Source organism: Kluyvera sichuanensis (genome assembly GCF_040930405.1).
GTDB lineage: Bacteria > Pseudomonadota > Gammaproteobacteria > Enterobacterales > Enterobacteriaceae > Kluyvera > Kluyvera sichuanensis.
The window spans coordinates 509,360-534,086 of record NZ_CP162271.1 but is presented as its reverse complement, the minus strand read 5'-3'; the positions used below and the strand labels follow the sequence as shown (position 1 = coordinate 534,086).

General features: G+C 54.7%; 20 protein-coding genes. 8 read left to right on the top strand and 12 right to left on the bottom strand.

What is annotated here, in order from left to right; translation table 11 throughout:
* The 4 genes from AB2B48_RS02560 (at position 1) to AB2B48_RS02545 (ending at position 5,130) form a co-directional block, all read left to right on the top strand.
* Positions 1–576, top strand: coding sequence for a DJ-1/PfpI family protein (locus AB2B48_RS02560; protein ID WP_220439870.1), 576 nt, complete (start codon positions 1–3; stop codon positions 574–576).
* A 79-nt stretch (positions 577–655) separates the two neighbouring features.
* On the top strand, positions 656–3,208 hold the full coding sequence (gene grpM, locus AB2B48_RS02555; protein WP_368300718.1) for a glycyl radical diol dehydratase GrpM: 2,553 nt from the start codon (positions 656–658) through the stop codon (positions 3,206–3,208).
* A 90-nt stretch (positions 3,209–3,298) separates the two neighbouring features.
* The gene (locus tag AB2B48_RS02550; RefSeq protein ID WP_368300717.1) at positions 3,299–4,216 is read left to right on the top strand and encodes a glycyl-radical enzyme activating protein; all 918 of its coding nucleotides are present in this window, start codon (positions 3,299–3,301) and stop codon (positions 4,214–4,216) included.
* 104 nt (positions 4,217–4,320) lie between these two features.
* Positions 4,321–5,130 carry an MIP/aquaporin family protein gene (locus tag AB2B48_RS02545; RefSeq protein ID WP_368300716.1) on the top strand — a complete coding sequence of 270 codons (810 nt, stop codon included), beginning with the start codon at positions 4,321–4,323 and terminating at the stop codon, positions 5,128–5,130.
* Between the two features lie 112 nt (positions 5,131–5,242).
* On the opposite strand, the gene AB2B48_RS02540 is transcribed toward AB2B48_RS02545, so the two are convergent.
* The 9 genes from AB2B48_RS02540 to putP all read right to left on the bottom strand — a co-directional run bounded on the left by AB2B48_RS02540 (position 5,243) and on the right by putP (position 16,164).
* Entirely contained in the window at positions 5,243–5,758 is a 516-nt protein-coding gene (locus tag AB2B48_RS02540) for a BMC domain-containing protein (RefSeq protein ID WP_368300715.1), read from the bottom strand.
* Between the two features lie 12 nt (positions 5,759–5,770).
* Positions 5,771–6,961 (bottom strand): methionine adenosyltransferase, encoded by a 1,191-nt coding sequence (gene metK / locus AB2B48_RS02535; protein ID WP_368300714.1) that lies wholly within the window; start codon positions 6,959–6,961, stop codon positions 5,771–5,773.
* Positions 6,962–7,092: 131 nt separating this feature from the next.
* A complete protein-coding gene (locus AB2B48_RS02530) occupies positions 7,093–8,139 on the bottom strand; it encodes an AraC family transcriptional regulator (protein ID WP_220439864.1) in 1,047 nt (348 codons plus the stop codon).
* A 15-nt stretch (positions 8,140–8,154) separates the two neighbouring features.
* On the bottom strand, positions 8,155–9,384 hold the full coding sequence (locus AB2B48_RS02525) for a PocR ligand-binding domain-containing protein (RefSeq protein WP_220439863.1): 1,230 nt from the start codon (positions 9,382–9,384) through the stop codon (positions 8,155–8,157).
* Positions 9,385–9,729: 345 nt separating this feature from the next.
* On the bottom strand, positions 9,730–10,521 hold the full coding sequence (gene phoH / locus AB2B48_RS02520) for a phosphate starvation-inducible protein PhoH (RefSeq protein WP_185666458.1): 792 nt from the start codon (positions 10,519–10,521) through the stop codon (positions 9,730–9,732).
* A 567-nt stretch (positions 10,522–11,088) separates the two neighbouring features.
* Complete coding sequence (gene efeB, locus AB2B48_RS02515; protein WP_368300713.1) at positions 11,089–12,363, bottom strand: iron uptake transporter deferrochelatase/peroxidase subunit; 1,275 nt, start codon at positions 12,361–12,363, stop codon at positions 11,089–11,091.
* Between the two features lie 5 nt (positions 12,364–12,368).
* Positions 12,369–13,496 carry an iron uptake system protein EfeO gene (gene efeO / locus AB2B48_RS02510; protein ID WP_368300712.1) on the bottom strand — a complete coding sequence of 376 codons (1,128 nt, stop codon included), beginning with the start codon at positions 13,494–13,496 and terminating at the stop codon, positions 12,369–12,371.
* Between the two features lie 49 nt (positions 13,497–13,545).
* Entirely contained in the window at positions 13,546–14,379 is an 834-nt protein-coding gene (efeU, locus tag AB2B48_RS02505; RefSeq protein WP_368300711.1) for an iron uptake transporter permease EfeU, read from the bottom strand.
* 264 nt (positions 14,380–14,643) lie between these two features.
* Positions 14,644–16,164, bottom strand: a complete 1,521-nt coding sequence (gene putP / locus AB2B48_RS02500) for a sodium/proline symporter PutP (protein ID WP_368300710.1) — start codon at positions 16,162–16,164, stop codon at positions 14,644–14,646.
* Positions 16,165–16,573: 409 nt separating this feature from the next.
* Between putP and putA the strand changes: the two genes are divergently transcribed.
* Entirely contained in the window at positions 16,574–20,536 is a 3,963-nt protein-coding gene (gene putA, locus AB2B48_RS02495; RefSeq protein WP_185666463.1) for a trifunctional transcriptional regulator/proline dehydrogenase/L-glutamate gamma-semialdehyde dehydrogenase, read from the top strand.
* Positions 20,537–20,629: 93 nt separating this feature from the next.
* Here putA and AB2B48_RS02490 read toward each other — a convergent pair whose 3' ends face one another.
* A complete protein-coding gene (locus AB2B48_RS02490; RefSeq protein ID WP_333499463.1) occupies positions 20,630–21,979 on the bottom strand; it encodes an MATE family efflux transporter in 1,350 nt (449 codons plus the stop codon).
* A 180-nt stretch (positions 21,980–22,159) separates the two neighbouring features.
* On the opposite strand from AB2B48_RS02490, the gene AB2B48_RS02485 reads away from it, so the two are divergent.
* Positions 22,160–22,555, top strand: coding sequence for a lysozyme inhibitor LprI family protein (locus AB2B48_RS02485; RefSeq protein ID WP_368300709.1), 396 nt, complete (start codon positions 22,160–22,162; stop codon positions 22,553–22,555).
* Here AB2B48_RS02485 and rutR read toward each other — a convergent pair.
* Together rutR and AB2B48_RS02475 are read right to left on the bottom strand one after the other, a co-directional pair.
* The gene (rutR, locus tag AB2B48_RS02480; protein WP_368300708.1) at positions 22,552–23,190 is read right to left on the bottom strand and encodes an HTH-type transcriptional regulator RutR; all 639 of its coding nucleotides are present in this window, start codon (positions 23,188–23,190) and stop codon (positions 22,552–22,554) included. The two genes, AB2B48_RS02485 and rutR, sit on opposite strands and share 4 nt — an antisense overlap.
* Positions 23,191–23,303: 113 nt before the next feature.
* Positions 23,304–23,480 carry a general stress protein gene (locus AB2B48_RS02475; RefSeq protein WP_185666466.1) on the bottom strand — a complete coding sequence of 59 codons (177 nt, stop codon included), beginning with the start codon at positions 23,478–23,480 and terminating at the stop codon, positions 23,304–23,306.
* 369 nt (positions 23,481–23,849) lie between these two features.
* On the opposite strand from AB2B48_RS02475, the gene wrbA reads away from it, so the two are divergent.
* Both wrbA and AB2B48_RS02465 read left to right on the top strand, forming a co-directional pair.
* On the top strand, positions 23,850–24,455 hold the full coding sequence (gene wrbA / locus AB2B48_RS02470) for an NAD(P)H:quinone oxidoreductase (RefSeq protein WP_333495713.1): 606 nt from the start codon (positions 23,850–23,852) through the stop codon (positions 24,453–24,455).
* Between the two features lie 20 nt (positions 24,456–24,475).
* On the top strand, positions 24,476–24,703 hold the full coding sequence (locus tag AB2B48_RS02465) for a YccJ family protein (protein WP_185666467.1): 228 nt from the start codon (positions 24,476–24,478) through the stop codon (positions 24,701–24,703).
* The last annotated feature ends 24 nt before the right edge of the window (positions 24,704–24,727 follow it).

The following is a 24,727-nucleotide window of genomic DNA, read 5'->3' as shown; positions in this document are numbered from 1 at the left end:
ATGAAAAGAGTTCTGATTCTCGCAGGCGATTTCTCTGAAGACTATGAAGTCATGGTGCCCTTTCAGGCATTAAGCATGTTAGGTTTCAGAGTTGATGTGGTTTGTCCTGGAAAACGTTGTGGCGAATATATTAAAACGGCTATTCACGATTTTGAAGGCGATCAAACCTATAGTGAAAAACCTGGTCATTTATTTCGCTTAAACGCATCTTTTGATGAAGTCAGGATGCAGGAATACTGCGGCGTTTATATTACCGGCGGACGAGCGCCAGAATATTTACGCCTGAATAAATCGGTACTGAACATTATTCATTATGCGAATAATTTTTCATTACCTATTGCCGCAGTATGTCATGGGCCACAGGTACTGGTAGCAGCAGGCATATTGAAAGACAAAAGGCTGACGGGATATTTTACGTTAAAACCGGAGATTGAAATGGCCGGCGGGACGTGGGTGACCTCAACGGATGATGAAGCCGTGCAGGACGGCAATCTGGTCACCGCCGCAACCTGGATGGGACACCCTGCGCTATTACGTCAGTTTATTAGCTTAATCGGCACCAGCATTATTCACTAATGTTCTCGGCGCTGCCGTCAGATCAAAAAATTCAGCAGTGGTGAATAAACCACGCTCATATTATTTCGGGAGTTATTGTATGTTAGAGAAAGGCTTTACTAATCCGACCGAACGTGTTGTCAGACTCAAAAATATGATTCTGCATGCTAAACCCTATGTTGAATCTGAGCGTGCTGTATTAGCCACTGAAGCATATAAAGAGAACGAACAGCTTCCGGCTATTATGCGCCGCGCAAAGGTTGTCGAGAAAATATTCAATGAACTGCCGGTAACGATTCGCCCGGACGAACTTATTGTCGGCGCGGTGACGATTAATCCTCGCTCCACCGAGATCTGCCCTGAGTTCTCTTATGACTGGGTTGAGAAAGAGTTCGACACCATGGAAAAACGTGTCGCCGACCCATTTATCATTCCGAAGAAAACGGCGGAAGAACTGCACCAGGCCTTTACATACTGGCCGGGTAAAACCACCAGCGAATTAGCGGCATCGTATATGTCTGAAGGCACCAAAGAGAGTATGGGCAACGGCGTATTCACCGTCGGCAACTACTTCTTTGGCGGCGTAGGTCACGTCAGCGTTGATTACGGCAAGGTCCTGAAAATCGGTTTCCGCGGCATTATTAACGAAGTGAACCGCGCGCTGGAAAATCTCGACCGTACCTCTCCGGACTACATTAAAAAAGAGCAGTTTTATCATGCGGTTATCTTAAGCTACCAGTCTGCTATCAATTTTGCTCATCGCTACGCACAGGAAGCGAGCCGCCTGGCGCGCGAAGAGCGTGACCCAACCCGTCAGCGCGAACTGGAACACATTGCCCAGAACTGTACTCGCGTGCCTGAATATGGCGCCACCACGTTCTGGGAAGCGTGCCAGACGTTCTGGTTTATCCAGAGCATGCTGCAAATTGAATCCAGCGGCCACTCCATCTCTCCAGGGCGCTTCGATCAATATATGTACCCGTATCTGGCGGCGGATAAATCGATTGATGCCGAGTTTGCGCAGGAACTGGTGGACTGCTGCTGGATCAAACTGAATGATATCAACAAAACCCGCGATGAAGTCTCCGCGCAGGCCTTTGCCGGTTACGCCGTATTCCAGAACCTGTGCGTTGGCGGGCAAACTGAAGATGGCCGCGACGCGACCAACCCGTTGACCTACATGTGTATGGAAGCCACTGCCCACGTTCGCCTGCCGCAGCCGTCCTTCTCTATCCGCGTCTGGCAGGGTACGCCCGATGAGTTCCTCTACCGCGCCTGTGAACTGGTGCGCTTAGGGCTGGGCGTCCCGGCGATGTACAACGACGAAGTGATTATCCCATCGCTGCAAAACCGAGGCGTTTCACTACGTGATGCGCGTGATTACTGCATCATTGGCTGCGTGGAGCCGCAGGCCCCGCACCGGACGGAAGGCTGGCACGATGCCGCGTTCTTTAACGTGGCGAAAGTGCTGGAAATTACCCTCAACAACGGCCGTTCAGGCAGCAAACAGCTGGGCCCAATCACCGGCGAGATGACGCAGTACACCTGTATTGATGACTTCTATACCGCCTTCAAAAAGCAGATGGCGCATTTCGTTCATCAGCTCGTCGAAGCCTGTAACAGCGTTGATATTGCCCATGGTGAACGTTGCCCGCTGCCCTTCCTTTCCGCGCTGGTTGATGACTGCATCGGCCGGGGAAAATCACTCCAGGAAGGCGGCGCCATTTATAACTTCACCGGCCCACAGGCCTTTGGCGTGGCGGATACCGGTGACTCCGTGTACGCCATTCAGAAGCAGGTATTTGAAGACCGACGCCTGACGCTTCAGGAGCTGAAAGGCGCGCTGGATGCAAACTTCGGCTATCCCGTTGGGGCAACGCCTCATGGCGCAGCGGCGAAGACATCGCTTGGGGAACAGGATATCTACGACGTCGTGAAACGGGTTATTAGCCAGCACGGTGCGCTTGACCCAGCGGCCATCAAAGAGGAGGTCTATCGTCAGCTTTCTCAAACGGCAACCTCTGCCGCACCGGCGACGACGGATGTCTCTCGTTATGAAGAGATCCGCCATATCCTGGAAAATACGCCGTGTTTCGGCAACGACATTGATGAAGTCGACCTTGTGGCCCGCCAGTGCGCACTGATTTACTGCCAGGAAGTAGAGAAATACACCAACCCGCGCGGCGGCAACTTCCAGGCGGGTATCTACCCGGTATCGGCCAACGTTCTGTTCGGTAAAGACGTCACCGCGCTGCCGGATGGACGTCTGGCAAAAGAGCCGCTGGCAGATGGCGTATCCCCACGCCAGGGCAAAGATACCCTTGGCCCAACCGCAGCGGCCAACTCGGTCGCCAAGCTGGACCACTTCATCGCCTCCAACGGGACGCTCTATAACCAGAAATTCCTGCCGTCGTCTCTGGCTGGCGAAAAAGGCCTGCGTAACTTTGGCGGGCTGGTACGCAACTACTTCGACAAGAAAGGGATGCACGTCCAGTTCAACGTTATCGACCGCGCAACGCTAGTGGAAGCGCAGAAAAATCCACAGCAGCATCAGGATCTGGTCGTACGCGTGGCGGGCTATAGCGCGCAGTTCGTCGTCTTAGCCAAAGAGGTTCAGGACGACATCATCAGCCGTACCGAACAGCAATTCTGATTTTTCCTCCCTGCCAGGGCCATGCCGCAGCGCATGGCCCTTTCTCAGGCTCAATTTGGGCCGCTGGCTGTTTTTTTGACGAGTGATGTTATGAAGAGAGTCGACTACGAAACCGAGGGCGTTTTATTCAATATTCAACGCTATTCGCTGCACGATGGTCCTGGTATCCGGACTATTCCGTTCTTTAAAGGCTGCCCCCTTACCTGCCGCTGGTGCAGCAACCCCGAGTCACAGCGCCCGCAGCCAGAGTTGGTGTATAAAAAAAATGACTGCATCCGCTGCGGAAAATGCGTCGATACCTGTAAGCAAAAAGCCCTTTCTCCCGGCAATCCTTTTTTCATTGACCGCGAACTCTGCATCCAGTGCGGCGATTGCACGCGCGTTTGCCCTACTCAGGCCCTGGAGATGAAGGGGAAACGGATGACGGTGCGCGACGTGATCCGGGAATTACAAAAGGAGGAGAATCTGTTCCGGCGTTCTGGCGGAGGCATCACCCTATCCGGCGGCGAGCCGTTGGCTCAGCCTGAATTTGCGCGCGAATTATTAAAAGCCTGCAAAGAAAAAGGATGGCATACCGCCATTGAAACCACCGGCCTGACGAGTAAAGAAACCATCGAAGAGGTTTTTCCGTGGATCGATTTAGCCTTAACGGATATTAAAGCGATTAACCCTGCGGTGCATGAAGAAAATACCGGGGTCAATAATAGCCGTATTCTGGAAAACCTGATCCGAATTTCATTCCTCACTAAAGTCATTGTCCGTATTCCGGTGATCCCTGGCGTTAATGACAATCCTGACGAAATACGCAGCATCGCTGAGTTTGCTCGCTTAATGTCGGGAGTCGATACCATTCATCTGCTGCCGTACCATACTTTCGGAGAGAATAAATACAGCCTGCTCGGTCGAATTTATCCGATGGGTGATGCGCAATCGCATTCCGAAAATAAAATAGAAGGTCTGAAAAAAATCGTCGAATCAATGGGATTCCATTGCCATATCGGAGGTTGATGGTTCTCTCAAATAATAAAATAAACATACCCTTGAACATTATCTCTATTGTACTTACCCATCATTAAGCGATGGCAAACACAGGCTTAATACAGGAAAAAAACATGAGTAAACCCTACGAATCCCTAACCGGACCATGTATTGCAGAATTTCTTGGCACCGGCTTATTTCTGTTTTTTGGCACCAGCGTACTGTCTGCGGCCAAACTGGCAGGCGCCAGTTTTGGGCTGTGGGAAATCTGCGTAGTATGGGGGTTGGGTATTGCGCTCGCCGTCTACCTGACCGCCGGGACGTCCGGGGCGCACCTTAACCCCGCGGTGACCATATCCTTATGGGCGTTCGCCAATTTCGATGCCAGAAAAGTGCTCCCTTATATTGTGGCGCAGATGGCCGGAGCGTTCTGCGGCGCGGCTCTGACCTATTTGATTTACCACAATCTGTTCGCCGATTACGAACACGCCCACCAGCTGGTGCGCGGTAGCCAGGATAGCCTGTATCTGGCGAGTATTTTTTCAACCTATCCCGCCGATTCCATCAGCGTATGGCTCGCCGCGCTGGTCGAAATCGTCATTACCTCAATGCTGGTTGGCCTTATCATGGCGCTCACCGATGATGGTAACGGCGTACCCAAAGGGCCGCTTTCACCACTCCTGATCGGGATCCTTGTTGCGGTTATTGGCGCCTCAACGGCACCGCTGACCGGGTTTGCCATGAACCCTGCGCGCGACTTTGGGCCGAAGCTCTTTACCTTCCTGAGCGGGTGGGGAACGGTTTCCATGACCGGCGGTAGAGATATCCCCTATTTCCTCGTCCCGCTCATTGCGCCGGTGATTGGCGGCCTGCTGGGCGCGGCTATTTATCGTTACGGAATCGAACGTCATCTGCCGGCAGCGAAAGCCGCCAAAGTCGCCTGATTGCTCCCATTGTGGCAAACGCCATCGCGCTTACCGGCACGATGGCGTTTTTCTATGCGTCACGCACATAAAAAAACCACCCGCAGGTGGCTTTCATTTATGGCTCATCGTGTTATCGGCGGGGCCCTTTTCCGCGACTGCGCGGTGATTTTTTATCATCGTCAGCGAGGGGTTGCGCAGCAGCCGGCGCGGAAGTTGATTCGGGTTCGACGACCGGTGACGGAGGTAACGCCGTTTCCGCCATGCATCCTTCCTGCGCGACAACGGCTTCAATGTTAACGACCGGTATCGCGATCGCTTTTTGCTCCGATACCGGCGCTACCGGCTGAACGGGTGCAGCGCCGCACGTCTCGACTGAGCTGATAACCCGATCAATCCCGGTTGCCGTACGCGCAATGACCTTCCAGGCGTAAACCTGGCCAATGCGACCTGCGGCAGCGACACCAGCCGATACCGCTGCGTTCATGGCGCCGACGTCCCCCGTGAATTTCACCGTCACCAGACCGCCGCCTTTCGTCAGTTCGTATCCGACCAGGTCAACATTTGCAGACTTCATGGCGGCATCAGCGGCTTCGACCGCCACCGCCAGACCGACGGTTTCAATTAGACCCAAGCTCTGCCCGGACATAAATATCTCCTGTTATTTGCAATTCGATAGAGTAGCCACGGGGGCACACGCTGAGGTTGCGGCATCATCCCGCAGCAACTCCGCTTTATCAGTGCGCTCCCATGGAAAAATTTCCCGGCCAAAGTGGCCATAGCACGCCGTCTGGCGATAGCGAGGGGCCAGAAGGTCGAGCTGGCAAATCATGCCGTAGACGCTCAAATCAAAATGGCGCTCGACCAGACGCGCCAGCGACGCTGAGGACAACCGGGAAGTAGCAAAAGTATTGATACGGATTGAAACCGGCCGAGGTAAGCCAATCGCCCAGGCCAGTTGCACCTCACAGCGCTGAGCCAGACCGGCAGCAACGATATTTTTAGCCACATAGCGTGCCGCATAGGCGGCAGAGCGGTCGACTTTGGAAGGATCTTTACCTGAAAACGCCCCGCCGCCGTGACAGGCGGCACCACCGTAGGTATCGACAATGATTTTACGGCCGGTTAAGCCACAATCAGCGAACGGGCCGCCCAGAACAAACGGCCCGGCAGGGTTGATCAACAGTTGCGTATCAGAGGTCAGCCAGGACGAGGGAATAATCGGCTTTACAATCTCGTCGATTACCGCCTCACGCAGCGCATTGAGGGGCATGTCTTCACGGTGCTGAGTAGACACCACAATCGCCGCCGCATGAGAAATTTGCCCATTGCGATACTGCAGCGTAACCTGGCTTTTAGCATCAGGGAGTACCCCATCAAGTTGATGGTTTTTTCGCAGCATCGCCTGGCGTTCCATCAACCGATGCGCGAACAGCAATGGCGCCGGCATCAACTGCGGCGTTTCATCGCAAGCGTAGCCGAAGGTAATGCCCTGATCGCCTGCCCCAAGCGACGTTGGTTCACTGGCGCGAATGCCTCGAGCAATATCGCCAGATTGCTGGCCCAACATGTTGATGACCGCACAGGTGGCACCATCAAAGCCTTTCGTTGAGCTATCGTAACCAATGGATTTCACCGTGCTGCGTACAATCTGTTCAATATCAACGGTGGCCGTGGAGGTCACCTCCCCGGCAAGAATGACGGCGCCGGTTTTCACCAGACATTCGCAGGCCACTTTAGCCCAGGGATCGCGCAGCAGGTATGCATCGAGAATGGCATCGGATATCTGGTCTGCCATTTTATCCGGGTGCCCTTCGGCAACCGATTCAGAAGTAAAAAGATAGTCGTCCACGGCGGCGCCACGTTAGAAGGAGGATAGACCATTCTAGCGGCCGCCGATTTTGGGATACGTAAACTATATTGCTGGAATGGCGGACTTTTTTGCGCTAACGAGGGCCGTAAGCGCAAAAAAAACGGGATCGTTCAGTGGAGCTCAGCGGCGACCTGCCGACGGTAGTCCGACGGCGCAATTCCAGTCTCTTTTTTGAAAATTCGGCAGAAATAGTTCGCATCCTGCCAGGAGAGTTCGAGAGCAATCGTATTCACTTTTAGATCACTGAATTGCAAAAGCGATTTGGCCATATTGATTTTGCGACCGGTAATATAACTCGAAAACCCCATGCCGGTGGCCTTTTTAAAGGCTCGACTCAAGTAGCAGGAACTCACAAAGGCTTTCGCCGCAATATCATCCAGCGTCAGGTTCTTGAGGATATTTTTCTCAATATGGAACTGTGCTCGTGCAACAAAATCCATATTCCCACTGGCCTGTTTAAAGGCCTGCTCGAAAATATCATCACTAATTTGTAGCAGCCCCACCATCACCCGCCAGTAGTGGTTCACGGACAGCCCATGCAGGCGAATATATTGGATCATGTCGGTAACGCTATGACGGCATAACACATACTTCTCACCTGCCCCCGCCAGATACTGCTGGAGTAATTCCAGTACGTCGGTGACCGTTTTTACCCCCCCAGCGACCTGCTCACGACAAGCGGTATCGAGTAAATCAAATAAAAAGGAGTGCCAGCCGGAATAATCGCAACTGCCGATCAATTCACTGATGTTTTGCCGGAGCTCACGGGTCGCTGCGGCTTCTTCTTCGTCAATCAACAATGTTTTCTGAATCGTATCGTGGAGGATGCTCTGTTTAACCGGTTTTAAAAGATAGTCATCCACTTTCAGGCTGAGCATCCGACGAACGATGTCAAAATCATCATTTGCCGTCGTCACAACCACTTTAGTATCGGTGTTTTTTTGCTTGAGGTACTCAATCACCTGATTACCGTTAGGTAATGGGATATTGATATCGACAAACATCATGTCGATGTGGTTAAGCTCATCAATGAGCTGAATCGCTTTTCGCCCCGTCGACGCCTCATGAATGACAACGTTCTCAACGCAACGTGAGATGATGCGCTTGAGTGATTCCAGCTCAATATGCTCATCTTCAACAATGACAATATTATACATATGCACACTCCACTCTCAGGCGGCCAATAATGGAAAGCGTAGCTTTATGGTGGTACCAAACATAGGCTTATGGGGGCTGGTTATCTGCAGGCCATAATTCTCGCCAAACAGCAGCTGTAGACGATTCTTGATGTTGTTAATACCAATGCCGCCTTTCTGTCGGTTCTGATTCCCGGAGAGGATATGTTCAATATCTTCAGCAGAGATGCCATCACCGTTATCGGTGATCTCGATGATCACATCCTTACCGTCATCATTGGCACGCAAAATGATATGACTTTTCACTTCTCGTGGTTCGACGACATAGTTAAAGAAATTCTCCACCAATGGCTGAAGAATTAAAAAAGGACACACCACATTATTATATTTCTCGGCAATATCGCAGACGTAGTCAAAACGATCCGTCATCCTGACTTTTTGAATAGCCATATAGCAATTTACGTAATTCAACTCCTGACCCAGGGTTATCAATCCATTGTTATTTTTACGCAGGAGATAGCGCATCATGTCCGAAAAATCATGCACCATGGTTTCCGTTCGATTGGCGTCTTCAAGAAACGCCAGCCGACCAATCGTGTTTAGCACGTTGAATAAAAAGTGGGGGTTGATCTGGTACGAGAGCGCTTTGAACTCGGCATCATGTAATGAGCGTTCAATTTCCACTCGTTTACGTAATTCGCTGGTTAATTCTTGCTCTTTATGGCGTAACTCACGCTCGATATTGTTGGTATGAGCCTGTTCAACAAGGTAAGAAGCCACATGGAGAAGCGTATAGGCCGTGGACTCAAAGCGCTCATAGGGCATACGCTGCATATTATCATGCAGATTGGTAATCCACGTGTTCTCCTGCCAGAGATGGTTGTTGTCGAGGATGTAGGGAATACTTTTCTCTTTCTCTTCCTCAACCTTCACCTGACCGGAAATAAAGGCGCCAAGATAATGATTATTAATCATGATGGGAACCGCGAACTCGACAAAGCCGCAGTAGCAGCGATACACCACCGGTTTTCCGGCACGCATTGCGGCTTCCCCGCCTGCGCTATCGCTATTATAGCAATGCCTTGCGAGCGATTGATTCATTCTTGAGCGGGCGCAAAAATCGGAAAATCCGCTGGGATGGGTCACGGGAACGCCGTCTTGATCCACCACAACAAGCGCAATCAACATTGATTTGCTGAAATTGTCCTGGAGAGTTTGTAAACGCTCAACGTCAAGAAATTCGTGTAACTTATATTTACGATTCACCGCATACACCAAATCAATTTAAATGCTAACAAACCATACCCTATTCCCAACAAAAAAATGATGAAATAGCTCACAAACAAAAAATTAGTCGTTTAATTTTGTTAAATTATTAGGGTTAATGTTTCTGTTTTTAACATTAGGTATATTTAAATTCCTAACCCACCATAACTTATTAAATCAAAGGTGTTCATTTAAAATATTTATTACCGTCATTCCTTTGGAAAGGATAATTAATATTTAAAAACATTATTTTATCCACTCTATATTAAGTGCGAAAATAATAATCGTGGAAATGCAAATATAAAACAAAGCCCGGTTTCCCGGGCTTTGCAGACGTTAGAGCGGTTAGTAGTAGGCTTTCAGCGTGCGCTGGCAGAGCGCCGAGCGTACGCAGTCATCTTTGGTGAAGCGAACAATGCCTATCATCTCATCTTCTTCAAAGCGAGCCAGCGCATCGCTGAGCCCGGACTGAACGCCGCGGGGCAGGTCACACTGGGTGATGTCCCCGTTCACGATAACCGTGACGTTCTCCCCGAGGCGGGTTAAAAACATCTTCATTTGCGCCGCAGTGACGTTCTGAGCCTCATCAAGAATCACCACCGCATTTTCAAATGTACGTCCGCGCATGTAGGCGAACGGCGCGATCTCTACCTTACCAATTTCCGGGCGCAGGCAATATTGCATAAAGGAGGCGCCCAGTCGTTTCACCAGCACGTCATAGACGGGGCGGAAGTAAGGGGCGAATTTCTCCGAGATGTCTCCGGGCAGGAACCCCAGGTCTTCATCGGCCTGAAGGACGGGACGCGTCACGATAATCTTATTCACATCCTTATGAATGAGCGCCTCCGCAGCTTTCGCTGCGCTGATCCAGGTCTTGCCGCAGCCCGCTTCGCCGGTAGCGAAGATCAGCTGCTTACTCTCGATAGCATGCAGGTAGTGGGCCTGAGCGTCATTGCGGGCGGCAATCGGCGAGGTGTCGCGACTATCGCGCGCCATACCGATTGCTTCCACTCCACCACTCATTTGCACAAGCGAGGTGACCGATTCTTCTTCACGTTGTTTGTGGCTGCGTGAGTCACGTCTCAGCACACGTTTTGCTTCGCGATGAGCTTTGATCACTGCTTTTTGTCTTCCCATGGATAGCACCTTGAGTTGTTGGTATACATCACACGCGCTGAAAGCAGCGCGATTATGCGCACGAACGTCTGAGGTTTGGCTTCCTTGTAAGCCATAGCAACTGCCTGTTGAATTGACGAATACACACAGCTACGCGCACCGCGCAATACGTCGGGAACAACGGGTTGAATTCGAATTGGATGAAAAATTGAGGTGACGAAATCGCTGCCGGAGAGAGGGCCTCCGCACGGGATGGTGCGGGTTGAGGTTCTGCTTAGTCCAGTCAAGGACGCTACCATTCGCGATCTCCATAGTGAAACGGAAACTACCGCTATATTTATTATTACATCCAAATCAACAAAAGATGCAACATAATTTTTACATAAATATAACGATGGCTTTCAGAGATAGCATCTGACATTTATGTGACAGTTTTATATCAATCAGGGGGGGAATGAAAAAAAAGGACTGATTTTTGGCGATATTCTGAAGTTTAGGGGAAATCCCGGGGTCGCTTGCGCTCGCCCGGGCTACAAATGCGTGCCGTACAATGTAGCCCGGCCAAGCGTAGCGCCGCCGGGACTGCACTCAGGCCTGCAACAGCGTGCTACCCAGATAGCTCTTATCCGATGCCACCCCCGGCAGCACAAAGAAATACCCGCCGCCAATCGGCTTCACGTACTCTTCCAGCGCTTCCCCATTCAGGCGTTTTTGCACCGTCAGGAATCCTTTTTCCAGGTCGTGCTGATAGCAAACAAACAGCAGGCCCATATCCAGCTGGCCGGAGTTGGAAATGCCCAGCGAGTAGCTGTATCCCCGACGCATCATCAGGCTCGACTGGGTCTCTTTGGTCCGCGGGTTAGCCAGACGAATGTGGCTGTCCAGCGCAATCACATCGCCGTTCGGGTCGCGGGTGTAGTCCGGCGCATCGTGCTCGTTCTTCATGCCCAGCGGCGCGCCGCTGTGCTTGTCGCGCCCGAAAATCGTCTGCTGCTCCTTGAGCGGCGTACGATCCCAGGACTCAACGTGGAACTGAATAATGCGCACGGCCTGATACGAACCGCCCTTCGCCCACGCCGGCTCCCCCTGATCGCCGGTCACCCACACCACCTCGTCCATCAGCGGCTTATCGCTGCCGTCCGGGTTAGCCGTGCCGTCTTTAAAACCGAGCAGGTTGATTGGTGTCTCTTTCCCTTTGCTGCGCGCCGCGTGGTCGGAGATAAACCCTTCCCGCTTCCAGCGCACGCTGAGCAGGTCCGGCGTGTGCTTGATAATATCGCGCAGCGCGTGGATCACCGTGTCCTGCGTGTTGGCGCAAATCTGCAGCAGCAGGTCGCCGTGGCACAGGGCCGCATCCAGCGCATCGTTCGGGAAGCGCGTCATCTTCTGTAGTTTCTTCGGCGCTTTATCCGCAAGACCAAAACGGCTGTCGAACAGCGACTGGCCGACCGATACCGTCATGGTCAGGTTATCCGGGGCGATAAACGCACCGAGAATGCCGGAGTCCATCGGCGGCAAACGTGGATTCGGTGTATCCGGTGCCGGGCCACCTTTGGTGAGGAAGGCAATGCGGTCGGTCAGCAGACGGAACAGACGCTCAAGGTCTGCTTTATCCGCCGCCAGCACGTCAAATGCCACCAGCATCATCGCGGCCTGCTGCGGCGTCAGTACGCCTGCCTGATGCTCGCCGTAAAACGGCTGGGTTTCCATCCGGCTATTGGCCGTCGGCGCCTCGCTGGCTTTCGCCGCGTGCGCCACCGGGCAACCGCCGGAAATTGCCAGCGCGCCTCCCAGCGCGCCGATCCCTTTTAATAAACGACGACGTGACGGTTCGTTCAGGTCGTCAGAGTGCTGCTTTGCCATCTTGCTTAGTCCAGACCCAGGATCCCACGAAGCTGCGCCAGATCTTCCGCCAGAGTGGTGATCGGCCCTTTCAGCGCATTGCGGTCCGCATCGGTCAGCTTGTCATAGGTTTCGAAGCCGTCTTTGGTGCGGTATTTGCTAAGAATGGTGTCCACTTTCTTGAAGTTAGCGTCAACCTTCGCCAGCAGCGCGCTGTTCTCTTTCTGCAGTTGAGGACGCAGCAGGTCGACAATCTTCTGCGCGCCATCGATGTTAGCCTGGAAGTCCCACAGGTCAGTGTGGCTGTAACGGTCTTCTTCAACGCTGATTTTGCTCGCCGCCACTTCTTCAATCAGACCCGCCGCGCCGCCTACCACTTTTGACGGTGGGAAAGCCAGCTCGGAGATACGTTTTTGCAGCTCCAGCACATCGGTGTTCAGCTGGTCAGCATAGTGCTCCATACCTTTAACGCTGTTGTCGCCAAACAGCGCTTTTTCCAGACGGTGGAAGCCGGTGAATTTCGGATCCGCCGCTTTCTGTTCGTAGTCGTCTTCACGGGCATCGATGCTGCCGTCGAGGTCAGAGAACAGCTCGGCAATCGGTTCGATACGCTCGTAGTGCTGACGAGTCGAGGCATACAGGGATTTCGCTTTAGCGATATCGCCCGCTTTCACCGCGTCGGTAAAGGCTTTGGTGCCTTTAACCAGCTCTGCCGTTTCCGCGGTGACGTAGGCTTTATAGGCGGTAATGGCGTCGTTCAGGCCCAGCAGCGCGTTGGCTTTCGCCGCGTCTTTGGTCGCTTCGCCGGTAACAATCAGCTTGCCTTTCGGGTTGGTCAGCAGGCCGCAGGTCATGTCGTATTCGCCCGGCTGCAGGTTCGCGGTCATCTTCTGAGTGAAGCCAGGCGCGATGTTTTCACGCTCTTCCACCACCATCACCCCTTTCAGGATCTCCCACTCCAGCGCCTTCTGGCTGTGGTTCTGGATGATAAACTGGGTTTTACCGGCGTTCACAGTAATGGACATCGGTTCACACTGTTTGTCGTTTACCGTCACTTTAACCTGCGGAATATCGGCAGCCTGTGCCATAAACGCCGTAGAGAAGAGTGCTGCGATGCCCGTCTGCAACGCGCTGCGGCGGAAGTTTTTGGTCATGGTCCATCCCTTTCAATAAGTAGTTGTCACTAAACAGCCGTTTTCTGCCTTATGGGGCGATACGTGATGTTGATGTAGCAGCGCGCGGCGGCCAGAAGAACAGCGCCAGTGCCGGAATCAGATACAGGAAATAGACCGCCACTTCGCTGACGCTCGGCGCTTCCTGATAACCAAAGATGCCTTCCAGCAGCGTGCCGAAAAGCGAATGCGTGGTCAGCGTACCGCTGAGGTCAAAGGCCACGTCCTGGAAAGCGTTCCATAGGCCCGCTTCGTGGAAGGCGCGAATCGCCCCAGCCGCCAGCCCAGCCGCGACCAGCAGAATAAACAGGCTCGTCCAGCGGAAGAACACGCCGAGGTTGAGGCGAATGCCGCCCCAGTAAAGCAGGAAGCCCAGCACCACGGCCGTTGCCAACCCCAGCATCGCCCCCAGCGGCGGCCAGATACCGAGATCCTGCTGGAATGCTGCCAGCAGGAAGAAGACCGACTCCAGCCCTTCACGCGCCACGGCGAAAAAGACCATCATGATCAGCGCCCAGCCGTGGTTATTGCCCTTTTGCAGCGCGTTATCCACCGCCTGCTCGAGCTGCTGTTTGACGTTGCGGGACACCTTACGCATCCAGAACACCATCCACGTCAGAATAACCACCGCCACCACGGCCACCAGCCCTTCAAACAGCTCCTGCTCTTTTTGCGGGAACTCACCGGTGGTTTCGTTGATAAAGATGCCCAAACCTAAGCACAGCGCGGCGGCCAGAATCACGCCAATCCACATGACGCCAATCCAGCGACCGCGCTGCGTGCGCTTCAGATAGCTGGCAATCAGGCTGACAATCAGCGCTGCTTCCAACCCTTCGCGCAGCATAATGAGAAAAGGCACAAACATGTGGACATCCTTAAATGTGTAACGCCGTCAACTTTTGCAAAGACAGGTAAATGTGAGTGATAGTGATTATCATTAAGCCAAAAATAAACACAAGCGAAATGTGAGGGAAATAATGACGAGATGTAAAAAAATAGCGTCGATATAGTTGCGTGAGTTATCAAGTACAGACATAAAAAAGCCCGCAGTATTGCGGGCATTTAGAAGGGTAGCCCGGCCGAGCCAAGCGACGCCGGGATCGTACACCGAGCTACCCCGGAACCGGTGCTACCGCACCTCGTCCGGGCTACTTAAGCGGGACGGCGGCGCAGAGTGATAATGCGCGTCCGCTTTCGCAAAACGTTCCTGCATGCTGGTCGACGGTGCCTTATCCAACAGGCTGAACAGGACGATACCGGCGCTGCCAAAGATAAAGCCTGGGATGATTTCATACAGCCCCAGCCAGCCGAACTGCTTCCAGACGATGACGGTAACAGCACCGATAATCATCCCCGCCAGCGCGCCGTTGCGAGTCATACGCGACCACATCACCGAGAACAGCACCACCGGGCCAAACGCCGCACCGAAGCCAGCCCAGGCGTAGCTCACCAGACCCAACACGCGGTTTTCCGGGTTTGCCGCCAGCGCGATAGCCACCAGCGCCACCACCAACACCATAAAGCGCCCTACCCACACCAGCTCTTTCTGGCTGGCGTTTTTACGCAGAAACGCTTTGTAGAGGTCTTCGGTAATGGCACTTGAGCAGACCAGCAGCTGGCAGCTCAGGGTTGACATCACCGCCGCCAGAATCGCCGACAGCAGGATCCCGGCAATCCATGGGTTAAACAGAATCTGCGCCAGTTCGATAAACACGCGCTCGGCATTCTGACTTACCGGCCCGGCGACTGACGGGTTGTTCTGGAAGTAGGCAATGCCGAAGAAGCCCACGGCAACCGCACCGGCCAGACACAGGATCATCCAGGTCATGCTGATACGACGGGCGTGCACAATGCTGTGGTGAGAGTCGGCGGCCATAAAGCGCGCCAGAATATGCGGTTGACCAAAGTAGCCCAGACCCCAGCCCATCAGTGAAATGATGGCGACGAAGTTCAGCCCTTTGAGCATATCAACGTTCTCAATACTCTTCTGTTTGATAACTTCCAGCGAGTCGCCCATACCACCAACCGCGAAGATAACAATCACCGGGGTGAGGATCAGCGCGAAAATCATCAGGCTGGCCTGCACGGTATCGGTCCAGCTTACGGCGAGGAAGCCACCGATAAAGGTGTAGAGGATGGTCGCTGCCGCCCCCGCCCACAGTGCGGTTTCGTAGCTCATGCCGAAGGTGCTTTCGAACAGACGCGCACCGGCAACAATCCCGGAAGCACAGTAGATGGTGAAGAACAGCAGGATAACCAGCGCGGAGATAATACGCAGCACGCGGCTGTTATCTTCAAAGCGCCCGGTGAAATAGTCCGGCAGCGTTAAGGCGTTATTGTTGGCCTCGGTGTGCACGCGCAAGCGCCCGGCTACCAGCTTCCAGTTAATCCACGCACCGACGGTCAGGCCGATGGCAATCCAGCTTTCCGAGATACCGGAGATGAAGATGGCGCCCGGTAGGCCCATCAACAGCCAGCCGCTCATATCAGAGGCGCCAGCTGAAAGCGCAGTCACGAACGGGCCCAGGCTGCGGCCGCCGAGAATATAGTCATCGAAATTTTTGGTGTTGCGCCATGCAAAGAAGCCAATGAGGATCATGCCAAAAATATAAACAACAAAGGTCACCAGCAGCGGTGTACTAATAGTCATTAAATTCTCCAGAATTATGCGTCGGCAATATCCCAATTTGCCGTCTTTATCATTGCCGGAACGGGGCAATCATTTGAAGCGACCGTATCCTGACGGAAGCGGAATTTTTTCACAAACGATTTAACACTGCATTTACATTGAATGCATTAGCCCGCTGATAGCATTTTCCTATAGGTTGCACTCCCTCACGCTTTTTACGGTTGCACCGATAATAACTGTTAAGTGGCGCATAAAATCAGCTCGCGATACCTATTTCCAGAGCCGCTTGCCATAAGTTTTACCATTAACAATTAATTCATTTTTAAGCCTGCAACGGACATCACATTTAACACGGTTGCACAAAGTTGCAACATGATAGATATTCCTGTTACGCAATTATTATGACAACCGAGCAACAGGAGTAGATGGCATGGGCACCACCACCATGGGGGTTAAGCTGGATGACGCAACGCGTGAGCGCATTAAGAGTGCGGCGACACGTATCGACCGCACCCCTCACTGGCTCATAAAGCAGGCGATTTTTAACTATCTGGAAAAGCTGGAAAACGATGAAGTCCTGCCTGAGCTGCCTGCGCTGCTGTCGGGTGCTGCGAACGAAAGCGATGAATCAGCCCAGCCAGCGGAAGAAATCCACCAACCGTTCCTCGAATTCGCCGAGCAGATCCTGCCGCAATCCGTGACCCGTGCGGCGATCACCGCCGCCTGGCGTCGTAGCGAAACCGACGCCGTGCCGATGCTCATGGAGCAGGCCCGTCTGCCGCAGCCGATTGCCGAACAGGCGCATCAGTTAGCCTGGAAGCTGGCGGAAAAGCTGCGCAACCAGAAAACCGCCAGCGGCCGTGCCGGGATGGTACAGAGCCTGCTGCAGGAGTTTTCCCTCTCTTCTCAGGAAGGCGTGGCGCTGATGTGCCTCGCGGAAGCGCTGCTGCGTATTCCTGATAAAGCCACCCGCGATGCCCTTATCCGCGACAAAATCAGCAACGGTAACTGGCAGTCGCACATTGGCCGCAGCCCGTCACTGTTCGTCAACGCCGCCACCTGGGGGCTGCTGTTTACCGGCAAGCTGGTCTCTACCCACAATGAAACCAGCCTATCACGCTCGCTGAACCGCATTATCGGTAAGAGCGGCGAGCCGCTGGTGCGTAAAGGCGTGGACATGGCGATGCGTCTGATGGGCGAGCAGTTCGTCACCGGCGAAACCATTGCCGAAGCGCTGGCCAACGCCCGTAAGCTCGAAGAAAAAGGCTTCCGCTACTCCTACGATATGCTCGGCGAAGCCGCGCTGACCGCCGCCGATGCGCAGGCCTATATGGTCTCTTATCAGCAGGCGATTCACGCCATTGGTAAAGCCTCCAACGGCCGTGGCATCTATGAAGGCCCAGGGATCTCCATCAAGCTTTCCGCCCTGCACCCGCGCTACAGCCGCGCGCAGTACGACCGCGTGATGGACGAACTCTATCCGCGTCTGAAATCACTGACCCTGCTGGCGCGCCAGTACGATATCGGCATTAACATCGACGCCGAAGAGGCCGATCGTTTAGAGATCTCCCTCGATCTGCTGGAAAAGCTGTGCTTTGAGCCAGAGCTGGCGGGCTGGAACGGCATTGGTTTCGTGATTCAGGCCTATCAGAAGCGCTGCCCGTTCGTCATTGATTACCTGATTGACCTCGCCACCCGTAGCCGTCGCCGCCTGATGATCCGTCTGGTGAAAGGCGCCTACTGGGATAGCGAAATCAAACGCGCGCAGATGGACGGCCTCGAAGGCTATCCGGTCTACACCCGCAAGGTGTACACCGACGTCTCTTATCTCGCCTGCGCGAAAAAACTGCTCGGCGTGCCGAACCTGATCTATCCGCAGTTCGCCACCCACAACGCCCACACCCTGGCGGCGATTTATCAACTGGCGGGCAATAACTACTACCCGGGCCAGTACGAGTTCCAGTGCCTGCACGGCATGGGCGAACCGCTGTACGAGCAGGTGGTGGGTAAAGTGGCGGAAGGCAAGCTGAACCGTCCTTGCCGTATTTATGCCCCGGTAGGTACTCACGAAACGCTGCTGGCCTATCTGGTGCGTCGTCTGCTGGAAAACGGCGCCAACACCTCATTCGTTAACCGCATTGCCGATAGCAGCCTGCCGCTGGACGAGCTGGTTGCCGACCCGGTGCTGGCGGTCGAGAAGATGGCGCTACAGGAAGGCGCGTCCGGTCTGCCGCATCCGAAGATCCCGCTGCCGCGTGATCTCTACGGTAAAGGCCGCGTCAACTCCGCTGGTCTGGATATCGCCAACGAACACCGTCTGGCCTCCCTCTCCTCGTCGCTGCTCAATAGCGCGCTGCATAAGTGGACGGCGAAGCCGATGCTGGAGCATCCGGTTGCCGACGGCGATATGGTGCAGGTGATTAACCCGGCTGAGCCAAAAGACGTGGTGGGCTATGTCCGCGAAGCGACTTCCAGTGAAGTGGAGCAGGCGCTGGACAGCGCGGTGAACAACGCGCCAATCTGGTTTGCCACTCCGCCGCAAGAACGTGCCGCGATTCTGGAACGTGCGGCGGTGCTGATGGAAGATCAGATGCAGCCGCTGATGGGGATTCTGGTGCGTGAAGCCGGGAAAACCTTCAGCAACGCCATTGCCGAAGTGCGCGAAGCGGTCGACTTCCTGCACTACTACGCCGGTCAGGTTCGCGATGATTTCGATAACGAAACCCACCGCCCGCTGGGCCCGGTGGTCTGTATCAGCCCGTGGAACTTCCCGCTGGCTATCTTTATGGGCCAGGTTGCCGCCGCCCTTGCCGCGGGTAACAGCGTGCTGGCCAAACCGGCCGAGCAGACCCCGCTGATTGCCGCACAGGGTATCGCCCTGCTGCTGGAAGCGGGCGTACCGGCAGGCGTGGTGCAGTTGCTGCCAGGCCGTGGTGAAACCGTCGGCGCGCAGTTGACCGGCGATGCCCGCGTGCGCGGCGTGATGTTTACCGGGTCTACCGATGTCGCAACCCTGCTGCAACGCAATATCGCCACCCGTCTCGACGCTCAGGGCCGCCCAACGCCGCTGGTCGCCGAAACCGGCGGTATGAACGCGATGATTGTCGACTCTTCCGCGCTCACCGAGCAGGTGGTGGTTGACGTGGTGGCCTCGGCCTTCGATAGCGCGGGCCAGCGCTGCTCGGCGCTGCGTGTTCTCTGCCTGCAGGACGATATCGCCGACCACACGCTGACCATGCTGCGCGGCGCCATGGCGGAGTGCCGGATGGGCAACCCTGGCCGTCTGACCACCGATATCGGGCCGGTGATTGATGCCGAAGCGAAAGCTGGTATTGAACACCATATCCAGACCCTGCGCGCCAAAGGCCGCACCGTCTTCCAGGCCGCACGCGAGAATGCCGAAGACAGCCGCGAATGGCAGAGCGGGACCTTTATTCCACCAACGCTGATAGAACTCGACAGCTTCGATGAACTGAAAAAAGAGGTCTTCGGCCCGGTACTGCACGTGGTGCGCTACAGCCGTAATCAGCTGGATTCGCTGGTCGAACAGATTAATGCCTCCGGCTATGGGCTGACCCTCGGCGTGCACACCCGTATTGATGAAACCATCGCTCAGGTGACCGGCAGTGCGAAGGTCGGCAACCTGTACGTCAACCGTAATATGGTCGGCGCGGTCGTGGGCGTACAGCCGTTCGGCGGTGAAGGCCTCTCCGGCACCGGCCCGAAAGCGGGCGGCCCGATGTACTTGTACCGTCTGCTGGCAAGCCGCCCGGAAACGGCGCTGGCGAAAACGCTGGCGCGTCAGGATGCCGGTCAGGTCGTCGATACGCAGTTGAAAACGCTGCTGGAAAAACCGCTCACCGAGCTGCAAAGCTGGATGGCCGGTCGTCCGGAACAGCTGGCGCAGAGCAAGCGGTATAGCGAACTGGCACAGGCCGGTACCCAACGCGTGCTGCCGGGGCCAACCGGCGAGCGCAACACCTGGACGCTGGTACCGCGTGAGCGCGTGCTGTGCGTAGCCGATAATGAGTCGGATCTGCTGACGCAGCTCTCGGCGGTAATGGCGGTCGGCAGCGAAGTGCTGTGGCAGGATGCGCCGTTGCAGCGTGAGCTGGTGAAATCGCTGCCGAAAGCGGTGAGCGAGCGTATCCACTTTGCGAAGCCGGAAACGCTGATGAACGCCTTCTTTGATGCGGTGATTTACCACGGTGATTCTGACCAGCTGCGCGAACTCTGCGAGCAGGTGGCGGCGCGCGACGGGGCGATTGTTTCGGTGCAGGGCTTTGCTCGCGGCGAAACCAACCTGCTGCTGGAGCGTCTGTATCACGAGCGTTCGCTCAGCGTGAACACCGCCGCAGCGGGCGGCAACGCCAGTCTGATGACGATTGGTTAATTAGGCGGACATCCCGGGGTCGCTCTCGCCCGGACTACAAATGTGCACGAATGTAGCCCGGGCGAGCGCAAGCGACCCCGGGAAACCCACCGACTAAAAAACAGATTTCGTCGTCCACACCCGGCTGTGCCAGCGTCGGTACATCAGCATCGCCCGCAGCCCTTCATCAATAATGTAGGCTATCCACACCCCCACCAACCCCCAGCCGATATACACGCCAAGCAGGTAGGAAAACGGCAGGCTGACAATCCACATCACGATAATCCCGCAGATAAACGGAAAGCGAACGTCGCCGGTGGCGTTCAGGCTGCTGATAACGATGATATTGGTCGCGCGCCCCAGCTCAAGCAAAATTGACAGCATAAACAGCTTTTTGGTCAGGGCAATAATCTCCTGATTAGGGGTAAAGAGCTGCATAATCGGCTCGGCAAGCAGGTAGATAACCACGCTGATAGACAAGGCCACCATCAGCCCCAGCCGCCAGCTTTTAATCCCCTGGCGGTACGCCGCGTCTATCTCCCGCGCCCCCACCGCGCGGCCGATAATAATCTGCGAGGCCTGGCCGATAGACATGGCAAACAGCGCAACAAACTGGCTGATCGTTGAGGCGTACACCTTAGTGGTCAGCGCCTCGGTACCGAGAAAGGCGATAATCGCCGTCACCACCAGCTGCGACCCCGCGTAGGAGAGGTTCTCCCCTGCTGACGGCAGGCCATAGCGCAAAATGGCCCCCAGCATCTTTCGCGAGCACTGCTTCAACTTCTGCCAGCGGAATACGTAGCCAATGTATTTTTTCAGCATCCACGCCGACATCAGCATGCCAATGACGTTGGCAATGCACACCGCAATCCCCACCCCGGTGACGCCAAGGTCGAGAAAGCTCAACTTGCCGTAGAGGAAGAGATAGTTGAACACCACGTTAATTACGCTGACCGTGATCGGCACCAGCATCGCCTGGCGGACATAACCGTGGGTGCGCAGAATCGGCAAAATGGACGAATAGAGAGCGATAACCACCGAAATGCCGCCGATAATGCGGATAAATGGCGACCCCACGACCACCAGCGCCTCGCTGAGCCCCAGCATGCGCAGAAACGCATCGCCGAACAGGATAAAGATGAGGCTCATCGCCACGCCAATGAGAAAAGCCACCACCAACCCGTTAGTGATCACCCGCTCAACGCGCTTAAACCGCTTCGCGCCAATCAGTTGCGCCACCACAATCTGCACACCGACGGTCAAAAAACCGTAAAAGATCACCGAAATTGCCAGTATCTGGTTGGCAACACCGGTGGCGGCAACGGCTTCGTCGGAATAGTGCCCCAGCATAAAAACGCTGACGTACCCGAGCATCAACCGCAGCAGTTGCTCCACAAAAATCGGCCACGCCAGCGTGAAAAGCTTCAACCGAGGCTGAACGTTAGTGCCGGACATCACTGTCATCTCCCTTTCCTCTCCCATGCGAATGCGCGATCATCAACCTTCTACACCAAAGGCGTCCAGTCGATCGTTGCGCCACCTTTCAAATTCGGAAAAACGAACGGTGGTTGGAGGAGATTCGGGGGTAAAATCGTGTTATATCCTGAGCCTAAGCGCCGTATGAATAATCTGGAGAGTCAACCGATGAAACGTCTCTTACCCGCCTTCGCCCTGCTGCTGACCAGCGGTTATGCCCTGGCGGACGAATGTGCCGATGCCACCACGCAGGCGGATTTGAATACCTGCTCCGCCGCGCAGTATCAGGCGGCCGATAAAAAGCTCAATCAAACCTGGCAGGATGTACTGAAGCGCGCGGAGCCCGCGCAGCGAGATTTACTGAAGAAAGCCCAGTCGGCGTGGATTACGCTACGGGACGCGGACTGCGCGTTTATCAGCTCCAGTAGCCACGGCGGCACCGCGCAACCGATGGTAAACAGCCAGTGCCTGACCGACAAAACCAGCGAGCGCGAGGCATTTCTCTCGTCGTTGCTACAGTGTGAAGAGGGCGACCTGAGCTGCCCTCTGCCGCCCGCCAGTTAACGGACGCGAATACCGTCGATGATGATCCGCTGGACGTTATCGACGGTCTGCTGAAAGAAGGTTTCATCACGCAGGGTTTTGCCGGTCACTGCTTCCACCTGGGTGGCGAAATCGGCGTAGTGTTGGGTCGTCGCCCAGATCATAAAGATCAGATGATGCGGGTCGATAGGTGCGAGCTTTCCAGCCTGAACCCAGGCAGCAATAATCGCCGATTTATCCGCCACCAGCGTTTTCAGGTCGCCGGTCAACTCATCCATCACCAGCGGTGCCCCCTGCAGCATCTCCAGACAGAACAGCTTAGAGGCCTGCGGGTAGTCGCGTGAGACTTCCAGCTTGAGGCGGATATACTCTTTAATCGCCACCAGCGGCGCCAGATCTTCGCGAAATGCCTTTAGCGGCGCCAGCCAGATATCGAGGATCTGCTGCATCACGGCCACATAAAGCGCCTCTTTTGACGGGAAGTAGTAAAGCAGATTGGTTTTCGACACCCCGGCCAGTTCCGCGACCTGTTCAAGGCGCGTGCCGTGGATCCCGTATTGTGAAAAGGTATTCAGCGCGGCGGTAAGGATGGCCTGCTTTTTCGCGCTCACGGCCTGCGAACGTTTGCCACCTTTCTTTACTGCATCCTGAGCCATGCGCCCTCTCCTTGTTATTTACGGCATCAATGCCTATTTTGCGGGTTACGGCCAGAAAAAGAAACCGCCGGATTATCCGGCGGTTAGGAGAGAGGCAGACAATTCACGCACCGCTAGCTGTTGCGGTGGCTGCCATGGCTGTTTTTCCCGCCTTTTTTGCCCGCTTCCGAGGCGCGTTGGGGATCGTTCTTAAAGTTCCCGCCGCTGTGTTGGCCGCCCTTACGACCTGCTTCTGATGCTCTTTCACGGTCTTCGGCAAAATTGCCGGAACCGCCACGATGGTTTGCCATTACTGACCTCCGGTTGAGAGAACGACATAGTGCATTACGTAATTCAAAGCGCGTTCACCCGCCGTACTGCACGGGTAGTAATAAGGTTAGCCGTCGCAGCGGCAGCGCAGGCGAATTGGTCACATTTTGTCATATCTGCCCGCCGTTTTTGCCGAATGGGCGTCTTACGGGTGCGTAATTGACTCTTATGGTGGAGGAAAGCCGGTCAGATAAAAGTGTGTCAGCGTACGTCAAAGCGCGCAGTGGCGGCAAAAAATCATGCCACAAAGGCACGGATAAATTGCCGAATCGTTGCAGCGAATCCGTCATTAGCGACTATGCTTAAACATGCTTGTTAGAAACCGACGAATTTGACACAGGAGAGTTAAGATGAGTGGAAATGCAAGTGTTCTGGTGCTCTATTATTCTATGTACGGACACATCGAAACGATGGCTAAAGCGGTAGCCGAAGGCGCTAATAAGGTCGACGGCGTTGACGTCACCATCAAGCGCGTACCAGAAACCATGCAAGCAGAAGCCTTTGCCAAAGCAGGCGGCAAAGCGCAGGCGGTTCCCGTCGCCACCCCACAAGAACTGGCTGATTACGACGCCATTATCTTCGGTACCCCTACCCGATTCGGCAATATGGCCGGGCAAATGCGCACCTTCCTCGATCAGACCGGCGGCCTATGGGCGTCCGGCGCGCTGTACGGCAAACTGGCCAGCGTCTTTAGCTCGACCGGCACCGGCGGCGGTCAGGAACAGACCATTACCTCAACCTGGACGACCCTCGCCCACCACGGTATGTTAATTGTGCCGATTGGCTACGCAGCCCAGGAGCTGTTTGATGTTTCTCAGGTTCGCGGCGGTACGCCATACGGCGCGACTACCATCGCTGGCGGAGACGGTTCACGCCAGCCAAGCCAGGAAGAGCTGTCCATCGCTCGTTACCAGGGTGAATACGTGGCAGGCCTGGCCGTCAAAATGAAAGGCTAATGATTTAAGGGAGAAGCGATATGCCGACACAAGAAGGCAAGGCTCATCACATTGGTGAATGGGCCAGTCTGCGCAACACGTCACCCGAAATCGCCGAAGCGATTTTTGAGCTGGCGAAATATGATGAAAAGACGGCAGAAAAAATCTGGGAAGAAGGCAGCGATGCCGTTCTCGAACTGGCCTTCAGCAAAACGGACAAAGACGCGCTCTTCTGGGGCGAGCAAACCATCGAACGTAAAAACGTGTGATGTGCTAAACCCGGCGTCGGCATA